The 13,699-nt window shown below is 63.8% G+C and carries 12 protein-coding genes, 1 pseudogene and 1 riboswitch; of the genes and pseudogenes, 8 read left to right on the top strand and 5 right to left on the bottom strand.

Features of this window, described 5'->3' with window-relative positions; translation table 11 throughout:
* Positions 1 to 558: 558 nt before the first annotated feature.
* Positions 559 to 880, top strand: a pseudogene (locus TS85_RS05155) (ArdC-like ssDNA-binding domain-containing protein); the annotation flags it as partial.
* Positions 879 to 1,127 (top strand): hypothetical protein, encoded by a 249-nt coding sequence (locus TS85_RS05160; protein WP_077228472.1) that lies wholly within the window; start codon positions 879 to 881, stop codon positions 1,125 to 1,127. The pseudogene TS85_RS05155 and the gene TS85_RS05160, both read left to right, overlap by 2 nt.
* Here TS85_RS05160 and TS85_RS05165 read toward each other — a convergent pair.
* The gene (locus TS85_RS05165) at positions 1,104 to 1,619 is read right to left on the bottom strand and encodes a tyrosine-type recombinase/integrase (RefSeq protein WP_227698683.1); all 516 of its coding nucleotides are present in this window, start codon (positions 1,617 to 1,619) and stop codon (positions 1,104 to 1,106) included. The two genes, TS85_RS05160 and TS85_RS05165, sit on opposite strands and share 24 nt — an antisense overlap.
* A 334-nt stretch (positions 1,620 to 1,953) precedes the next feature.
* On the opposite strand from TS85_RS05165, the gene TS85_RS05170 reads away from it, so the two are divergent.
* From TS85_RS05170 to TS85_RS05195, 6 genes are all read left to right on the top strand, one after another.
* Positions 1,954 to 3,123 carry a tyrosine-type recombinase/integrase gene (locus TS85_RS05170; protein WP_044335897.1) on the top strand — a complete coding sequence of 390 codons (1,170 nt, stop codon included), beginning with the start codon at positions 1,954 to 1,956 and terminating at the stop codon, positions 3,121 to 3,123.
* Positions 3,124 to 3,487: 364 nt separating this feature from the next.
* A riboswitch (cobalamin riboswitch) is annotated at positions 3,488 to 3,709 on the top strand.
* A gap of 126 nt (positions 3,710 to 3,835) precedes the next feature.
* Positions 3,836 to 4,822: a DUF1852 domain-containing protein gene (locus TS85_RS05175; RefSeq protein ID WP_044330839.1), complete on the top strand. Its 987-nt coding sequence runs from the start codon at positions 3,836 to 3,838 to the stop codon at positions 4,820 to 4,822.
* Positions 4,823 to 4,851: 29 nt separating this feature from the next.
* Positions 4,852 to 5,880 carry a methionine synthase gene (locus TS85_RS05180; protein WP_044335899.1) on the top strand — a complete coding sequence of 343 codons (1,029 nt, stop codon included), beginning with the start codon at positions 4,852 to 4,854 and terminating at the stop codon, positions 5,878 to 5,880.
* 84 nt (positions 5,881 to 5,964) lie between these two features.
* Entirely contained in the window at positions 5,965 to 6,963 is a 999-nt protein-coding gene (locus tag TS85_RS05185; RefSeq protein ID WP_044330840.1) for a bile acid:sodium symporter family protein, read from the top strand.
* Between the two features lie 38 nt (positions 6,964 to 7,001).
* Positions 7,002 to 7,571, top strand: coding sequence for a flavin reductase family protein (locus tag TS85_RS05190; RefSeq protein WP_077228473.1), 570 nt, complete (start codon positions 7,002 to 7,004; stop codon positions 7,569 to 7,571).
* On the top strand, positions 7,568 to 8,365 hold the full coding sequence (locus tag TS85_RS05195) for an acyl-CoA thioesterase (RefSeq protein ID WP_044330841.1): 798 nt from the start codon (positions 7,568 to 7,570) through the stop codon (positions 8,363 to 8,365). The genes TS85_RS05190 and TS85_RS05195 overlap by 4 nt, the downstream gene beginning before the upstream one ends.
* A 423-nt stretch (positions 8,366 to 8,788) precedes the next feature.
* Here TS85_RS05195 and TS85_RS05200 read toward each other — a convergent pair whose 3' ends face one another.
* From TS85_RS05200 to TS85_RS25245, 4 genes are read right to left on the bottom strand one after another with little or no spacing between them, the layout of a single operon-like run.
* A complete protein-coding gene (locus tag TS85_RS05200) occupies positions 8,789 to 9,886 on the bottom strand; it encodes an Acg family FMN-binding oxidoreductase (protein WP_044330842.1) in 1,098 nt (365 codons plus the stop codon).
* Positions 9,883 to 10,989 (bottom strand): AI-2E family transporter, encoded by a 1,107-nt coding sequence (locus TS85_RS05205; RefSeq protein WP_044330843.1) that lies wholly within the window; start codon positions 10,987 to 10,989, stop codon positions 9,883 to 9,885. Before TS85_RS05205 ends, TS85_RS05200 begins: the two co-directional genes overlap by 4 nt.
* A complete protein-coding gene (locus TS85_RS05210) occupies positions 10,986 to 13,541 on the bottom strand; it encodes a cation-translocating P-type ATPase (protein ID WP_227698684.1) in 2,556 nt (851 codons plus the stop codon). The genes TS85_RS05205 and TS85_RS05210 overlap by 4 nt, the downstream gene beginning before the upstream one ends.
* Positions 13,538 to 13,699 carry a hypothetical protein gene (locus TS85_RS25245; RefSeq protein ID WP_155006311.1) on the bottom strand — a complete coding sequence of 54 codons (162 nt, stop codon included), beginning with the start codon at positions 13,697 to 13,699 and terminating at the stop codon, positions 13,538 to 13,540. The genes TS85_RS05210 and TS85_RS25245 overlap by 4 nt, the downstream gene beginning before the upstream one ends.

The raw sequence follows: 13,699 nt of genomic DNA on the forward strand, positions 1-13,699 counted from the left end.
TCGCGGCGCCGAGTCGCTCTGCGGCGTCTCGGCCCGTCGGGTTTTGATCGCTGACGCGGGCCGATCCTGCGGATCGTTGGCCGGCGGATGCCGGCAGCGGAACGCGGGGGCGGTGCGCGCACTGGCGCACGCCTGCGGCGACACCAGGGCACGCGTTTTGTTGGTGCCCGCGTGGCACACTTGCCCGGGCGGGAGGCACGGGCAGCGGCTGGCGCACGGACTGGCGCGCGCACGCCGCCCGCGCAGGCCCGCATGGCTGCAAGGGTGCGGTTTTGGTCCGGCCGCTGGCGGCGCCCGGCAGCGCGGTTGCGCTGACAGGATGGTCGCCGCGCTGAGGCGCGGCGGCGTTGGTGCGCCGGCACGCGGAAAGGGCGGGGGAAGCGTCGCTCGCCTCTAGTCCTGCCGCGGCATGCCGCAAGCCGGGCGCTGCCCGGCTCCTTCACTCCGTTACGGCCCTGCGGGTGCGGCCTGCCTCCGACGGCAGGACTGCCGGTTCGCTCCTGCCGCTCCCCCCGCCCTTCCGGCGCCGGTTGCGGTGTTTTGGAAGGAGGGTGGACTATGGGTGTCAGGAGTGAGAATCGTGCAAGCCTCTATGCCGAGGTGACGGGGCGCGTGATTGCCGAGCTGGAGCAGGGGCGGCTGCCCTGGGTGCAGCCTTGGGATGCTGCGGCGTGCGGCTGCAAAATGCCGGCGAATGCCGTGACTGGGCGGCGCTATTCGGGGATTAATGTGCTGATTCTCTGGGCTGCGGTGATCGAGGGGCGGTATGCCTCGCAGCGCTGGCTGACCTTTCGGCAGGCGCAGGCGGTCGGGGGCAGCGTGCGACGCGGCGAGCGGGGGGACGACGATTTGCTATGCCGATCGCTTCACGCCGAGGGATGCCTGATGGCCTGATGGCCGCCCCCTCGACGGCCTTCACAGCTCGCTACGCGGCCGATTATCTCGGCGTCGACATCGAGGTCGTCGAGGAACTTGCCACGCAAATGGAGCCCGAGGACGGCTGCCTCAGCGTCATCGACAGCCTCGATGAAGCCGCAGACCCCATCACCGCGTTCACCTCAAGCGGGCTACACTGCCTCGAAGAGCTTCTCGACGATCGCCGCTCAGCATTCATGAAGGATCTCTGACCTCGTCGCGGCCTTCACCGGATGGATACTCCTTCGCAACATCAGCAGCAGTTCCTGCGCCGAGATCGAGGCGACGGGGCGCTTTCCGATCGAGGCATTGATGAAGGTTAGCAGCCAGCGCAGCTTTTTCATCGTGACTGCCGAGCGGCCTTCCTTTTCGACCTTGAGCAGCCATTCGTCCGCCACTGCTTTGAAGCTGTTCGACGCGGCTACCGTCGCCGCGATCCGGTCGAGCTTGGTTCGTTCGGCAGGGTCATCACCAAGTGCCAGCACTTTGCGCGCGGTGTCACGGGCAGCGCGAGCCTCGGCCAACCCGGTGTCCGGCCATACGCCGAAGGCCAGGGTCTTTTGTTTGCCAAGATGACGGTAATTCATCCGCCAGTAGCGAGCGCCAGACGGTGCCACGAGGAGGTAGAGCCCGTCGCTATCGCTCAGCTTGTACGTCTTCTCGCGACTCTTGGCCGCTTTGATCGCCACGACCGACAACGCCATGATGGTGTCTCCATCCAAGCGACCGGCGTGATGCCATCAAAAATACCATCAGATTGCTGGTATGGAGTGGTATTTCGCCGATCCGACTGGGATGCTTATACCACAAAAAAATCGCAGAAAACAGCCACTTATGGCACATTCTCGGACGCCCTGGGATGGCGTTTTGGTGACCCCTACGGGTACCTCTCTGAAATCTCAGTAACCTTCATTTCGTCTCAACCTATTGATCTGAAAGCGGATTAGCGGAAATGTCGGGATCAGTAGGTCCCACAGGTTATCGCCAAATGTCGCTCGAAGTGTGGGACGAAATGTGGGACTTCAGAACGAGGTCACAATGCCGCTTACGACCCTCAAGGTCCGACATGCCGGACCAGGCAGACATGCCGATATGCATGGACTTTACCTCCTTGTCCGCGACAGCGGCACCCGCTCTTGGGTGCTGCGCATTCAACACGCAGGCACGCGTCGAGACTTTGGCTTGGGAGCCGCGCACGATGTACCACTGTCGGATGCGCGCATCCTTGCTGCCAATCTTCGACAGGCAGTGCGCTCCGGCGCTGATCCGTCTGCCGAGCGGCGTGCGGGGCGCAAGTCGGCGCCGAACTTCGAGCGCGTGACGCGGGAGTGCTACGACGCGATGAAGGGGGGCTGGAAGGATCAGCGCCACGCCTCCTGGATCTCAAGCTTCGAGCGACATGTGTTCCCTACGATTGGTGCGAAGCCTGTGACGGCTGTCGACAGTGTGGCAGTTCTCGCCGTGTTGGAGCCGATCTGGCTCACCGTCCCCGATACCGCCAAGCGGGTGCTCCAGCGGATTGGCACGGTGATGGACTATGCTCACATCAAGGGACTGGTGCCGGAGGAGGTTTCGCTACGCTCGGTAACGCGCGGGTTACCGCGCCAAACTCGACAGGTAACCCACCGCGCTGCGATGCCGTATGCCGATGCGCCGGCCTTCATGAAGATGCTTTTGGGTCTACCTTCAACCTTGGGACGCGATGCGCTCAAGCTGACGATGCTGACAGCGGTCCGGTCGAATGAGATGCGATGCGCAACCTGGGGCGAGTTCGACTTGGAAAAGGCGGTCTGGTCGATCCCAGCCTCGCGGATGAAGATGAAGGAAGCGCATGTCGTGCCGCTCGCGCCGGCGGCTGTCAGCATTTTGAAGACCTTGCGGGCTCGGCATTTCGAACTGCGTGGAGAGGTAGGGCAGGGGTCCTTGTTGTTCAGCAGCTACCGCGCAAAGGCGATCAGCGACATGACGATGCTCAAGGTGCTGCGCGATTTGAAGATCGACAATGCAACGGTGCACGGTTTCCGGAGCACTTTTGCCGATTGGGCGGCCGAGAGCACGAATGTGCCCAAGGAAGTGGTTGAGAAGGCGCTGGCCCATCAGATTCCAAACGCCGTGGAGGCAGCGTATCGCCGAACCGACTTCTTCGACAAAAGGCGCGATCTGATGAACGCGTGGGCGCGCTTTCTAATTGCTGAATCAGCCAAATGAATGACGGCAGCTGGGCCGTCACCAGCCTGTCTGCTTTCGGGAGCGGCGGTGGGCCAAGCCGACGCACGTCAACCGATCGCCCCAGAAGTTCGTCATTTTCTGAACACGACCGTCTGCCGCCCGTTCTCTACCACGCGGTGCGCCACATGCCATCGGACCGCATGGCCGAGCACGTGGTTCTCGATCTCGCGCCGCTTGTAGACCAGGTCATTGGCGAATCCTTGCGCGTCACGCCCTCGACCGCCCGTGTCCGCCCATCATACGCCAAGCCTGGTTCCCCACAACCGCCACTACCGAGAAACTTCATGTCATAACGATATAAAGATATCTTTATATTAGTATTGACATCGCTGTTTCGATGGTGTTGAAGCGATGCGTCGAGGTTCCTCGCCTCAGGCATGACGGCGGGGCTAAGACGGGAAGTCGGTGGTGTCCTTCGGGACAGAATCCGGCGCTGCCCCCGCAACTGTAAGCGGCGAGTGGCGGTTCCATTTTGTGTCACTGAGCGTCCGCAAGACGCTCGGGAAGGCCGGAGCCACTGCGATGACCCGTGAGCCAGGAGACCTGCCTCCGACGCGATAACGTTCCTCGGACGGGGGTTCCTCCGGTGGATCGCGCTTGACGCAGGGCTGACGGCGATCCGCCGTCTCCCGTCCATCGTGCGCGTTCTTCCTTCGGCCCCTGCACGACACATGCAGTTAGGGTACCGACGATGACCGACAGCGCTTTCACGTTCACGCTCAAGAGCATCCCGTTCGATGAGGATTATCGACCGGCCGATAACACCCGGATTACGACCAACTTCGCCAATCTGGCGCGCGGCGAGAGCCGCCAGGAGAATCTGCGCAACACACTGCGCATGATCGACAACCGCTTCAATTCCCTGGCGCATTGGGACAATCCGGCTGGCGACCGCTATTCGCTCGAGCTCACCATCGTCACCGCCGAGATGCATGTCGCCGCCAACGGCGCTCAGGACGCGTTCCCGCTGATCGAGATCCTCAAGACCACGATCATCGACAAAAGGACGGGTGCCCGGATCGATGGCATCGTCGGGAACAACTTCTCCTCCTACATCCGCGATTATGACTTCAGCGTGGTGCTGCCCGAGCATAGCAAGGCGCACCCCGATTCAAGTACGCCGGACGGGTTTGGCGACCTTCACGGCAATCTGTTCAAGCAGTTCGTGAAGTCGGACGCATATCGTGCGGAGTTCACCAAGCCGCCGGTGATCTGCCTCAGCGTGTCGAGCAGCAAGACCTATTGCCGCACGGGCAACGAGCACCCGATCCTGGGCTTCGAATATGAGAATGACGAATTCTCGGCGACCGACGACTATTTCGCGAAGATGGGGATGAAGGTTCGCTACTTCATGCCGCGCAACAGCGCTGCGCCCTTCGCCTTCTACCATATCGGCGACCTGCTGGGCGACTATACCAATCTCGAGCTGGTCAGCACGATCGCGACGATGGACACGTTCCAGCGCATCTATCGCCCCGAGATCTACAACGCCAATTCGGTAGCGGCGGAACAGTATAGCCCGAGCCTCAAATATCAGGACTATTCGCTGACCCGCATCGTCTACGACCGCGAGGAGCGCAGCCGGCTGGCGTTCGAACAGGGCCGGTTCGCCGAGGAGCGGTTCATCAGGCCGTATCGCGCAGTGCTTGAACAATGGTCGGCCAATTTCGCCGCCTGATCCCCCTGATTTCAAAGGTATGTCCGAACATGACGATGTTGTTGCCCACCTCGACCGCCGGCAGCCTACCCAAACCCGCCTGGCTTGCGCAGCCCGAGACTCTGTGGTCGCCGTGGAAGCTGGAAGGCGATGAACTGGCCACCGGTAAGCAGGACGCGTTGCGTCTGGCGCTGGATGACCAGCGGCGCGCGGGGATCACGATCGTCGGCGATGGCGAGCAGACCCGGCAGCATTTCGTGACAACCTTTGTCGAGCATCTGAGCGGCGTCGATTTCGAGAAGCGCGAGACGGTCCGCATCCGCAACCGCTATGACGCCAGCGTGCCGACGGTGGTGGGTGCCGTTTCGCGTCCGAAGCCGGTGTTCGTCGAGGACGCCGCCTATCTGCGCGCGCAGACCGATCAGCCGATCAAATGGACGCTGCCCGGGCCGATGACGATGATCGATACGCTGTACGACGCGCACTATAAGAGCCGGGAGAAGCTGGCCTGGGAGTTTGCGTGCATCCTCAACGAGGAGGCGAAGGAGCTGGAGGCGGCGGGTGTAGACATTATCCAGTTCGACGAACCGGCATTCAACGTGTTCTTCGACGAGGCGAACGACTGGGGGATCGCCACGCTGGAGCGCGCGGCCGAAGGGCTCAAGGCGGAGACGGCGGTCCACATCTGCTATGGATATGGCATCAAGGCGAACACCGACTGGAAGAAGACTCTGGGTTCCGAATGGCGGCAATATGAGCAGACCTTCCCCAATCTGCAGAAGTCGAAGATCGATATCGTCAGCCTCGAATGTCACCACTCGCACGTGCCGATGGACCTGATCGAGTTGATCCGCGGCAAGAAGGTGATGATCGGCGCGATCGACGTGGCGAGCGACGCGATCGAGACGCCCGAAGAAGTCGCCGATACGCTGCGCAAGGCGCTAGCCTTCGTTGATGCCGACAAACTCTATCCGTCGACCAATTGCGGCATGGCCCCGCTCTCGCGCCGCGTGGCGCAGGGCAAGCTGCATGCGCTGGGTACGGGGGCAGAGATCGTCCGCAAGGAACTGACGGCGTAGGCGAAAGTCGCCCGGCGATGCGTCCATCGGGTCGCCGGGTGGCGCATCCGGTCGCGGTGGCGCGGCCAATACAGGAAATAGCCGATGAATGCTGTTCTGCGCCGCCTGCGGCTCGATCCCTATATCTTCGCGATCATGGCAATGGTCCTAGTGGCCGCGATCATCCCGGTGCGGGGCGTCGGGAAAGAGGTGCTCGATCAGGTCGTGCATGCCGTGATCGCGCTGCTGTTCTTTATCTATGGCGCGAAGATTTCGCGGCAGGCGATCTGGCAAGGCATCACCCATTGGCGGCTGCAGAGCCTGGTCTTCGCCACCACCTTCATCGTCTTCCCGGTCATCGGGTTCGCACTGATTGCAATGACGGGCGGCTTTCTGGACAGCGGCCTCGTCACGGGACTCATGTTCCTCTGCCTATTGCCCTCCACGGTGCAATCGTCGATCGCGCTGACCTCGATCGCGCGCGGCAATGTTCCCGCCGCGCTGTGCTGCGCGTCGCTGTCGAACTTGGCCGGGGTGGCGATCACGCCGGTGCTCGCAGCGCTGCTGCTGACCACCAGCAGTGGCGGCATCTCGCCGGACGCGGTGCGCGATATCGCGCTGCAGATTTTGTTGCCTTTCGTCATCGGCCAGCTTGCCCGGCCGCTGGTCGGGGCCTGGCTGAGCCGCCAGAAGACACTGACGATGATGGTCGATCGCGGGTCGATCCTGCTGGTCGTCTATTCGGCGTTCAGCGCCGGCGTCGTTGCCGGCATCTGGAGCAAAGTGACGCCGCAGAGCTTTGCGCTGGTCATCCTTCTCGATCTCGTGCTGCTGGTGGTGGCGCTCAGCTTCACCACCTTGGTCAGCCGTCTGGTGCGCCTGCCGGTGGAGGACGAGATCACCATCGCCTTTTGCGGTTCGCAAAAGAGCATGGCGAGCGGCCTGCCGATGGCGAACATCGTCTTTCCGGCCAGCACGGTGGGCCTGATCGTCCTCCCGTTGATGCTGTATCACCAGATGCAACTGATGGTCTGCGCGGCGCTCGCCCGACGCTATGCTCTGCGGCCAGAGCCTCGCGCCGCGATGGCGACCGTGCCGGCATGACTTCCCTCCAGTCAGTCGCCATTCAAGGATCGAACCCTATGACCATCCTCCGCGATATCGACGACGACAGCGATCTGCGGCAGCTGTTCGGCCGGTTCCCGACCGGTGTCACGGCATTGTGCGCGATGAATGGGGACCAGCCGATCGGCATGACCGCAAGCGCCTTCGTGGCGATCTCGCTCAACCCCGCTTTGGTCTCGGTGTGCATCAAGCACGAGTCGTGGACCTGGCAGCAATTGCGCGGGTGCGACCGGATCGGAATCTCATTTCTGGGCCACGGGCACGCCGCAGTCGCGCGTCAGTTAGCGCAGCGCAGCGACGACCGGTTTCGGGGGCTGGATTATGACGTGACCACCAACGGCGCGCTGTTCCTCGCCGGTGCAACAGCCTGGCTCGAGTGCGCGCTCGAGCAGGAGATACCTGCCGGAGACCACGACATCGTCCTGTTTCGCCTTCATCGCGCATCGTTGGCCAACTCGGTCATGCCGCTCGTCTTCCACTGCAGCGACTTTCACACTCTGACGCCCGTCAATCAGATGCGCTGTCCAGCGCCATCTTCAGGGCTCAAGGTCGGAACCCATGTTTCGGTAGCGTGCGCAGATCGATGAGCAGCGACTTCGCCGCCGTTGCGCCCGGTACCGTCCAGTTGATCGACATGATCTTCCCTGGCGATGCTAACCATCACGGCACGCTGTTCGGCGGTGTGGCGCTCGCGCATATGGACAAAGTGGCGTTCATCTCCGCCACACGTCATGGCCGCGCACCGTTCGTTACCGCAGCATCGGACAAGATCGATTTCAGGGCACCGGTACGCATCGGCGAAATGGTCGAGGCCACCGGTCGCGTCGTTCGCGTCGGCAAGAGTTCGCTCGATGTGGAGGTCGAACTCGTTGCCGAAGCCCTGGTTACCGGTCAGCGACGCATCTGCGCGAGCGGGCGCTTTGCGATGGTCGCGGTGAAGGCGGCCGAAACGGTCCTGCCGCTCCCGCCGCTCGACCTGACGGCTTCCGCGCCAAACGACGATTTCCTGCGGATGATCGAGATCGTATTCCCACCACAGACCAACCATTATGGTACGCTCTACGGCGGCGACGCGCTCAAGATGATGGGCAAGGCGGCGTTTATCGCCGCGACCCGACACGCGCGCGCGGTGATGGTGATGGTGATGGTGATGGTGATGGTGATGGTGGCGTCGGACAAGATCGAATTCAAGTCCGCGATCCGTGAAGGTGAGTTGGTCGAACTTGCAGCCAGGCCGGTTGGTACCGGCCGAACGTCGGTGCAGATCGCTGTCGACCTTTGGGCGGAAGGACTTGTGACAGGCGAACGCCGCCTGGCCGGGTCTGCGCGCTTTACGATGGTTGCAGTCGACCGCGAAGGACGGCCCACCGCCTTTGGGTGACACGTGCCGCTCACTGCCGTTCTTCTACGCGGCCTGCGTCTCATATCCAAGCGAACCAAAAAAGCAAAAGAACGACGACCGCTTTCGGGAATTCGAGCGGGGATGCTGAACGGCTTATATTGGGGCGCTTTGCAGTCGCGCAGCTTCCGACCCAAAGTCGGCCGTTCCTGGATTGGCGCTTGAATGTCTGCAACTGACAGAAGCTGCCATATGCTGGGCATCAATCGGCCAGTCGGAAATGCGGGTGATTGAGGCGGAGTATGGCATCCTCGCCTACGACGATGGCCAGAATCACCGACAACGCCAACTCGCCCCGCGCAAACACAGGGCGCGCCGTCCCCGAGCACGAAGATCCTCAAACGACGGTGTGGACGCCCTTGATGGCGCGAAGTGTCGCGCGCAACCTCATAGAAAAGCCGGCCATCACGTCTCGATCACGGCGGCGGCGGGCCGGCGCGGCGACCAGGGCAGCGACAGCCCATAGCCGAAGCGCATGACGATGTCGGGACGTCGGCCCTTTAAACCGACAAGTGCTGCCAGATCGGGACGCAGGCTGGCGACTTCTACAGGCTGATTGATAAAGGCGTGCTTGAGCCCAAGCGCCGTCGCCTGCAACGCAAAGCGTTGGCAGGCCTGGCCGACCGCCACCCAGTTCGCCGGCGATTCCCCGGCACCCACGAAGATTGCGATGCCCGCGGACGAACGGATCTGGCGCGCATAGGCGTCGTTCTGCGATGCCGCCGTCGACAGCCAGTCGAACGCTGGTGGTCCCAGCCAGTCCGGAAGCGCAGGGTTGCCGCTCGCCACGCTATAAAGGCCGTCGCCCGTTCGCAGCGCCTGACGCGGGTTGAAGCGCAGCCAGGACTTCAATTCGCGCACGAAAGCCGCATCGGCCATCTGCGCAGTGTTGCCCGTCACCACCAGATCGCGCAAACGGTCGATCCGCGCGCGATCCGTAAGCAGCGCCAGATCGACGCCGGGAACGGTCGCCGCCTTAGCGAGCAGATCGAGATCGATCGAACTGACCGTGCGACCGTCATAGTCGGCACGCGTGGACTGGCGCTTCGGGATCGCGTCGAAGAGGGCCGACGTTCGCACCGGCCCATTCGCAAAATCGAGAGCGACCGATCCAGCGGCGGATGGATCGAAGCGGACGCTTCCGGGGCGACCACGCGCTGCGGATGCCAATGACAGGTTTTCGGCGGCGCAGCCGAGACTGACGAACAGATGGTGATCGTCATGATCGACGACCGGTGTTCGGCGAGAAAAATCCGGTAAGATTTGGATCCGCTTCTCTCTGAGCCCAAACCGCCAAGGCTGCGTGTTGTGACCATTGGGCGCGAGCGTGGCGTAGCGGATGAGATCGCGGAACGACGCAGGATCGTCCAGCGGCTTGCGGAGCGGGGCAATGTCGGCCGCATAGTCCACAGAGGACCCCATGCCCGACAGGGTGAGCAGAGTCGCGCTTCCGCCAAGCGCGACAGTCGTGCCGGCGCCGATAAGCAGTTGCCGCCTGTTCATGGACTTTTCCTCACCGGTGGCGTCGGGAGGATCGCCAAGGCAGGCGGTTGCGTGCTTCCGAAGATTTCCCAGACGGCCATGAACAGTGCCGCAATCACCGGCCCTACGACGAAGCCGTTGAACCCCATGAGTTCGAACCCGCCGAGCGTGGCGATGAGCACGACGTAATCGGGCATGCGCGCGTCGCGCCCGACCAGGATCGGGCGGACGATATTGTCGACGCTGCTAATGATGAAAAAGCCGCACGCGCCCAGCACGGCCGCCTGCCAGATCGCGCCGGTCGCCAGCAGGTAGAGCGTCACCGGCACCCAGACGAGCCCGGTGCCGACGGCGGGGAACAGCGAGAAAGCGCCCATTGCGACACCCCAGAGCAACGCACCCGGGATGCCGATCGCCCAGAACACGAGGCCGCCGGTCGCCCCCTGCAGGACAGCGACGATCAGGCTGCCTTTGATGGTCGCGCGGATCACCGCGACGAACTTCGCGATGAGGACCACGCGCTGGTCGGGGGGCAGCGGAATGGCGCGCTCGATCCGCGCAGCCAGCGCGTGCCCGTCGCGCAGCAGGAAGAAGGTCAGGTACAGCATCACGCCGAGGGCGAGGAAGAAGGCGAATGTCCCCTGGCCAATATTGAGAAGCTGTCCGGCCACACTTTGGAAGCTGCTGGCAAAGCCCTGGCCGAGTTTGGTGCGTACGCCGCCCATGTCGCCGAGGCCGATATCGGCGAGCCAACTTCGGGCCCAACTGGGCAGGTGTCCCTGCGTATCCACGAACAAGCGCCCGAGATCGATGTCTCCACTGCGGATGCGCGCGTAAAAGGCGGTGGCCTCGCGTAGAAGGGCCGCCGCCAACAGCATCGCCGGCACCACCACCACGATGACGATGACAAGCAGCGTGATGATCGCAGCGCTGCCCCGCCGCCGTGGCATCCCGCGAAGCACGCGCGTGTTGAAGGGTTCGAAGAGCACGGCTGCGATCACGGCCCAGAGAATCGCGCCCGAGAAGGGCGCGATCAGCCAAAGGAAGGCGAGCGTGGCAACGGCGACCAGCGCCACGAGCGTGATACGTGCGAGTCCCGTGGTGGCGGGTACGCCCTCGCTCACGGTGCCACCATGCGTTTGCGGACGGAGACCCGCGCCGCCAGCCGCCGGACCAGCGGCTTGCAGCTTTCGAGCAGCACCAGCAGGACAATGCCCAGGCCGACCGCGAGCGCCATATCGCTCCAGGCGATGGCCCCGAACTTCAGCAACAGCTGCGCCTGCGGCAGGAACAGGATCAGCGCGGTCACGCCGCTGATCGCAACCGCGACATAGCGCAGCGCCGCATTGTGCCGGACCAGCGCTTGCCCAAGCGACGCGCTGAACGAGCGGTTGACCAGGATCAGCGCGACGATCTCGGCGATTAAGGCGAAGAATATCAGCGCACGCAGTTCGATCTCCGGCATTCCGCCCCAGGTCTCGACCAGAAAGACCGTCGCCAGCATCGCGAAAGCGAGGCCCCCCTGGAACACGCTCCAGACGATCATCGGCAGCGAGAACAGCGGCTCAGAGGGATCGCGTGGCGAACGTGCTATGATATCGTCTTCGTCGCGCTCGGCCTCGAACACGAGGGCACAGACGGGGTCGATCACCATTTCGAGCAGCGCGATATGGATAGGACCGAACAGGATCGGCAGGCCGAAGAACAAGGGCAGCAATGCCAGGCCAGCGATCGGGACATGGACCGCGAAGATGAATGCCATCGCCTTGCGGATATTGTCGTAGATTCGCCGCCCGAGCCGGACCGATTGGACGATCGATCCGAAATCATCCTCGAGCAGCACCATGGCGGAGGCTTCGCGCGCGACGTCGGTGCCGCGCTTGCCCATCGCGATGCCGATATGTGCCGCTTTCAGTGACGGCGCGTCATTGACGCCGTCCCCGGTCATCGCGACGATCTCGCCATCGGCCTTGAACGCTTGCACGATCCGCAGCTTCTGTTCGGGCATGATCCGGGCGAAGACCGTGACGGTCTTCAGGCGCTCGGCGAGTTGTGCGTCGTCGAGCGCTTCGAGGTCGGAACCGGTCAGCACCTCGCCGTCGGCGATCCCCGCCTGCGTCGCGATCGAGCGGGCGGTTGCGGCATAGTCGCCGGTGATCATGACGACGCGGATGCCGGCGCTGCGGCATTCGGCGACCGCAGCCGGCACGCTCGCGCGGATCGGATCGGCGAGGCCGACAAGACCGGTCAGCGTGTAGGTATAGGCGCGCTGGGTTTCGGCCCAGTCGCGATTTGGTGGCGTGGCTGTCGCGACGGCAAGCACGCGGATTCCGCGGATCGCCATCGCTTCGACGGCGGCTGTCATGGCTGCGAGCGCGTCCCCGGTAAGGTGGCAAAGGCCGGCGATCGCTTCCGGGGCGCCCTTGGCCGCGATCGACAGCGTATCGGCATCCTCCCAGATATTCGACATCGCCAGCAGGTCGGGGCGCAGCGCATAGGCGTGCACCGGTCCCCGGTTCGGCAACGCGATCGACGGGATTGCGGCGCGAGCGCCATGCAGGGCGATATCCATCGGATCGGTCGGATCGGCCGCGCTCGCCAGCGCCGCGGTCGCGATCAGGGCGTGATAGGCGTCCGGGACCGTAACCTCAGGCCCGACCATGAAGGCGTTGCCCGTTGGCAGCCACAATTCCGCGAGCGACATGCGGTTTTCGGTCAATGTGCCGGTCTTGTCGGTGCACAGCACGGTCGCCGACCCCAGCGTTTCGATCGCCGCCGCACGGCGCGTGAGCACCCCGACCTTGCCGATCCGCCAGGCGCCCATCGCGAGAAACACCGTCAGGACGACGGGAAACTCCTCGGGCAGCATCGACATGCCAATGGCGATGCCCGCCAGCACCGCCTCGATCCAGCCGCCGCGCAGCAGGCCGTAGAGCGCTACCACCAGTAATGCGACCGTGCCGCCGCCGATGGCGCACCACGTGACGATTCGCGTCGTCTCGCGGCGCAGGCGAGGGGCTTCCGTATCGAGGGTTGCCAGCGACTGCCCGATCCGGCCGATCTCGCTGCGGGGTCCGGTGGCCAGCACGCGCGCGGTGCCGCTGCCGCGCGCTACCAGCGAGCCGGAATAGACATAGGGCTGCCCGTCGCCACCGGGGCGGCGCGTTTCGTGCTCGGCCTCTTCGGTCGCGACGACCTTGCCGACCGGAAGGGATTCGCCGGTCAGCAGCGACTCGTCGGTTTGGAGATCGCTCGCCTCGATAAGCACCGCATCTGCGGCGATGCGATCGCCCTGTTCCAGCACGATCAGGTCGTCTCGAACCACCTCGCGCCCCGCGATGTGCACGCGCACGCCGTCGCGGATGACGCGCGCGCGCGGCGCGGACAGGTCACGCAATGCCTCCAGCACATGCTCGGTGCGGGTTTCCTGGATGACGGTCACGCCGACCGAAAAGGTCGCAAAGCCGAGCAGGATCAACGCCTCCGTCAGATCACCGAGCAACAGATAGGCGACACCGCCCGCCAGCAGGAGCGCCAGCATCGGTTCGCGCAGGACCTCGAACGCGATCCGCAGGACCGATCGCCGCCTCGCCCGGGCAAGCTCATTCGGGCCGTCCGCTGCAAGCCGCGCAGTCGCTTCTGCCGAGGACAGTCCGTTGGCGCGGAGGCCGGTCACCACGCAAGCTGGAGCGGCAGGCGGGCTTTGTCCAACAGGTTGCGGGTGACGGCGCCAAATATCACCTCGCGTAGCCGCTCCGCCATCATGTCGGCGGAGCGAATGACCGGATGGGCGGGCGGCGAATTTTCGACGACAAGCAGAATGTCCTGGATCAT

The organism is Sphingomonas hengshuiensis (assembly GCF_000935025.1).
GTDB classification, from domain to species: Bacteria; Pseudomonadota; Alphaproteobacteria; order Sphingomonadales; family Sphingomonadaceae; genus Sphingomonas; species Sphingomonas hengshuiensis.

Coding starts and splice junctions, on each gene's coding strand:
- TS85_RS05160 (WP_077228472.1), top strand. CDS start 879: ATGCCTGATGGCCTGATGGCCGCCCCCTCGACGGCCTTCACAGCTCGC.
- TS85_RS05165 (WP_227698683.1), bottom strand. CDS start 1,619: ATGGCGTTGTCGGTCGTGGCGATCAAAGCGGCCAAGAGTCGCGAGAAG.
- TS85_RS05170 (WP_044335897.1), top strand. CDS start 1,954: ATGCCGCTTACGACCCTCAAGGTCCGACATGCCGGACCAGGCAGACAT.
- TS85_RS05175 (WP_044330839.1), top strand. CDS start 3,836: ATGACCGACAGCGCTTTCACGTTCACGCTCAAGAGCATCCCGTTCGAT.
- TS85_RS05180 (WP_044335899.1), top strand. CDS start 4,852: ATGACGATGTTGTTGCCCACCTCGACCGCCGGCAGCCTACCCAAACCC.
- TS85_RS05185 (WP_044330840.1), top strand. CDS start 5,965: ATGAATGCTGTTCTGCGCCGCCTGCGGCTCGATCCCTATATCTTCGCG.
- TS85_RS05190 (WP_077228473.1), top strand. CDS start 7,002: ATGACCATCCTCCGCGATATCGACGACGACAGCGATCTGCGGCAGCTG.
- TS85_RS05195 (WP_044330841.1), top strand. CDS start 7,568: ATGAGCAGCGACTTCGCCGCCGTTGCGCCCGGTACCGTCCAGTTGATC.
- TS85_RS05200 (WP_044330842.1), bottom strand. CDS start 9,886: ATGAACAGGCGGCAACTGCTTATCGGCGCCGGCACGACTGTCGCGCTT.
- TS85_RS25245 (WP_155006311.1), bottom strand. CDS start 13,699: ATGATCCAGGACATTCTGCTTGTCGTCGAAAATTCGCCGCCCGCCCAT.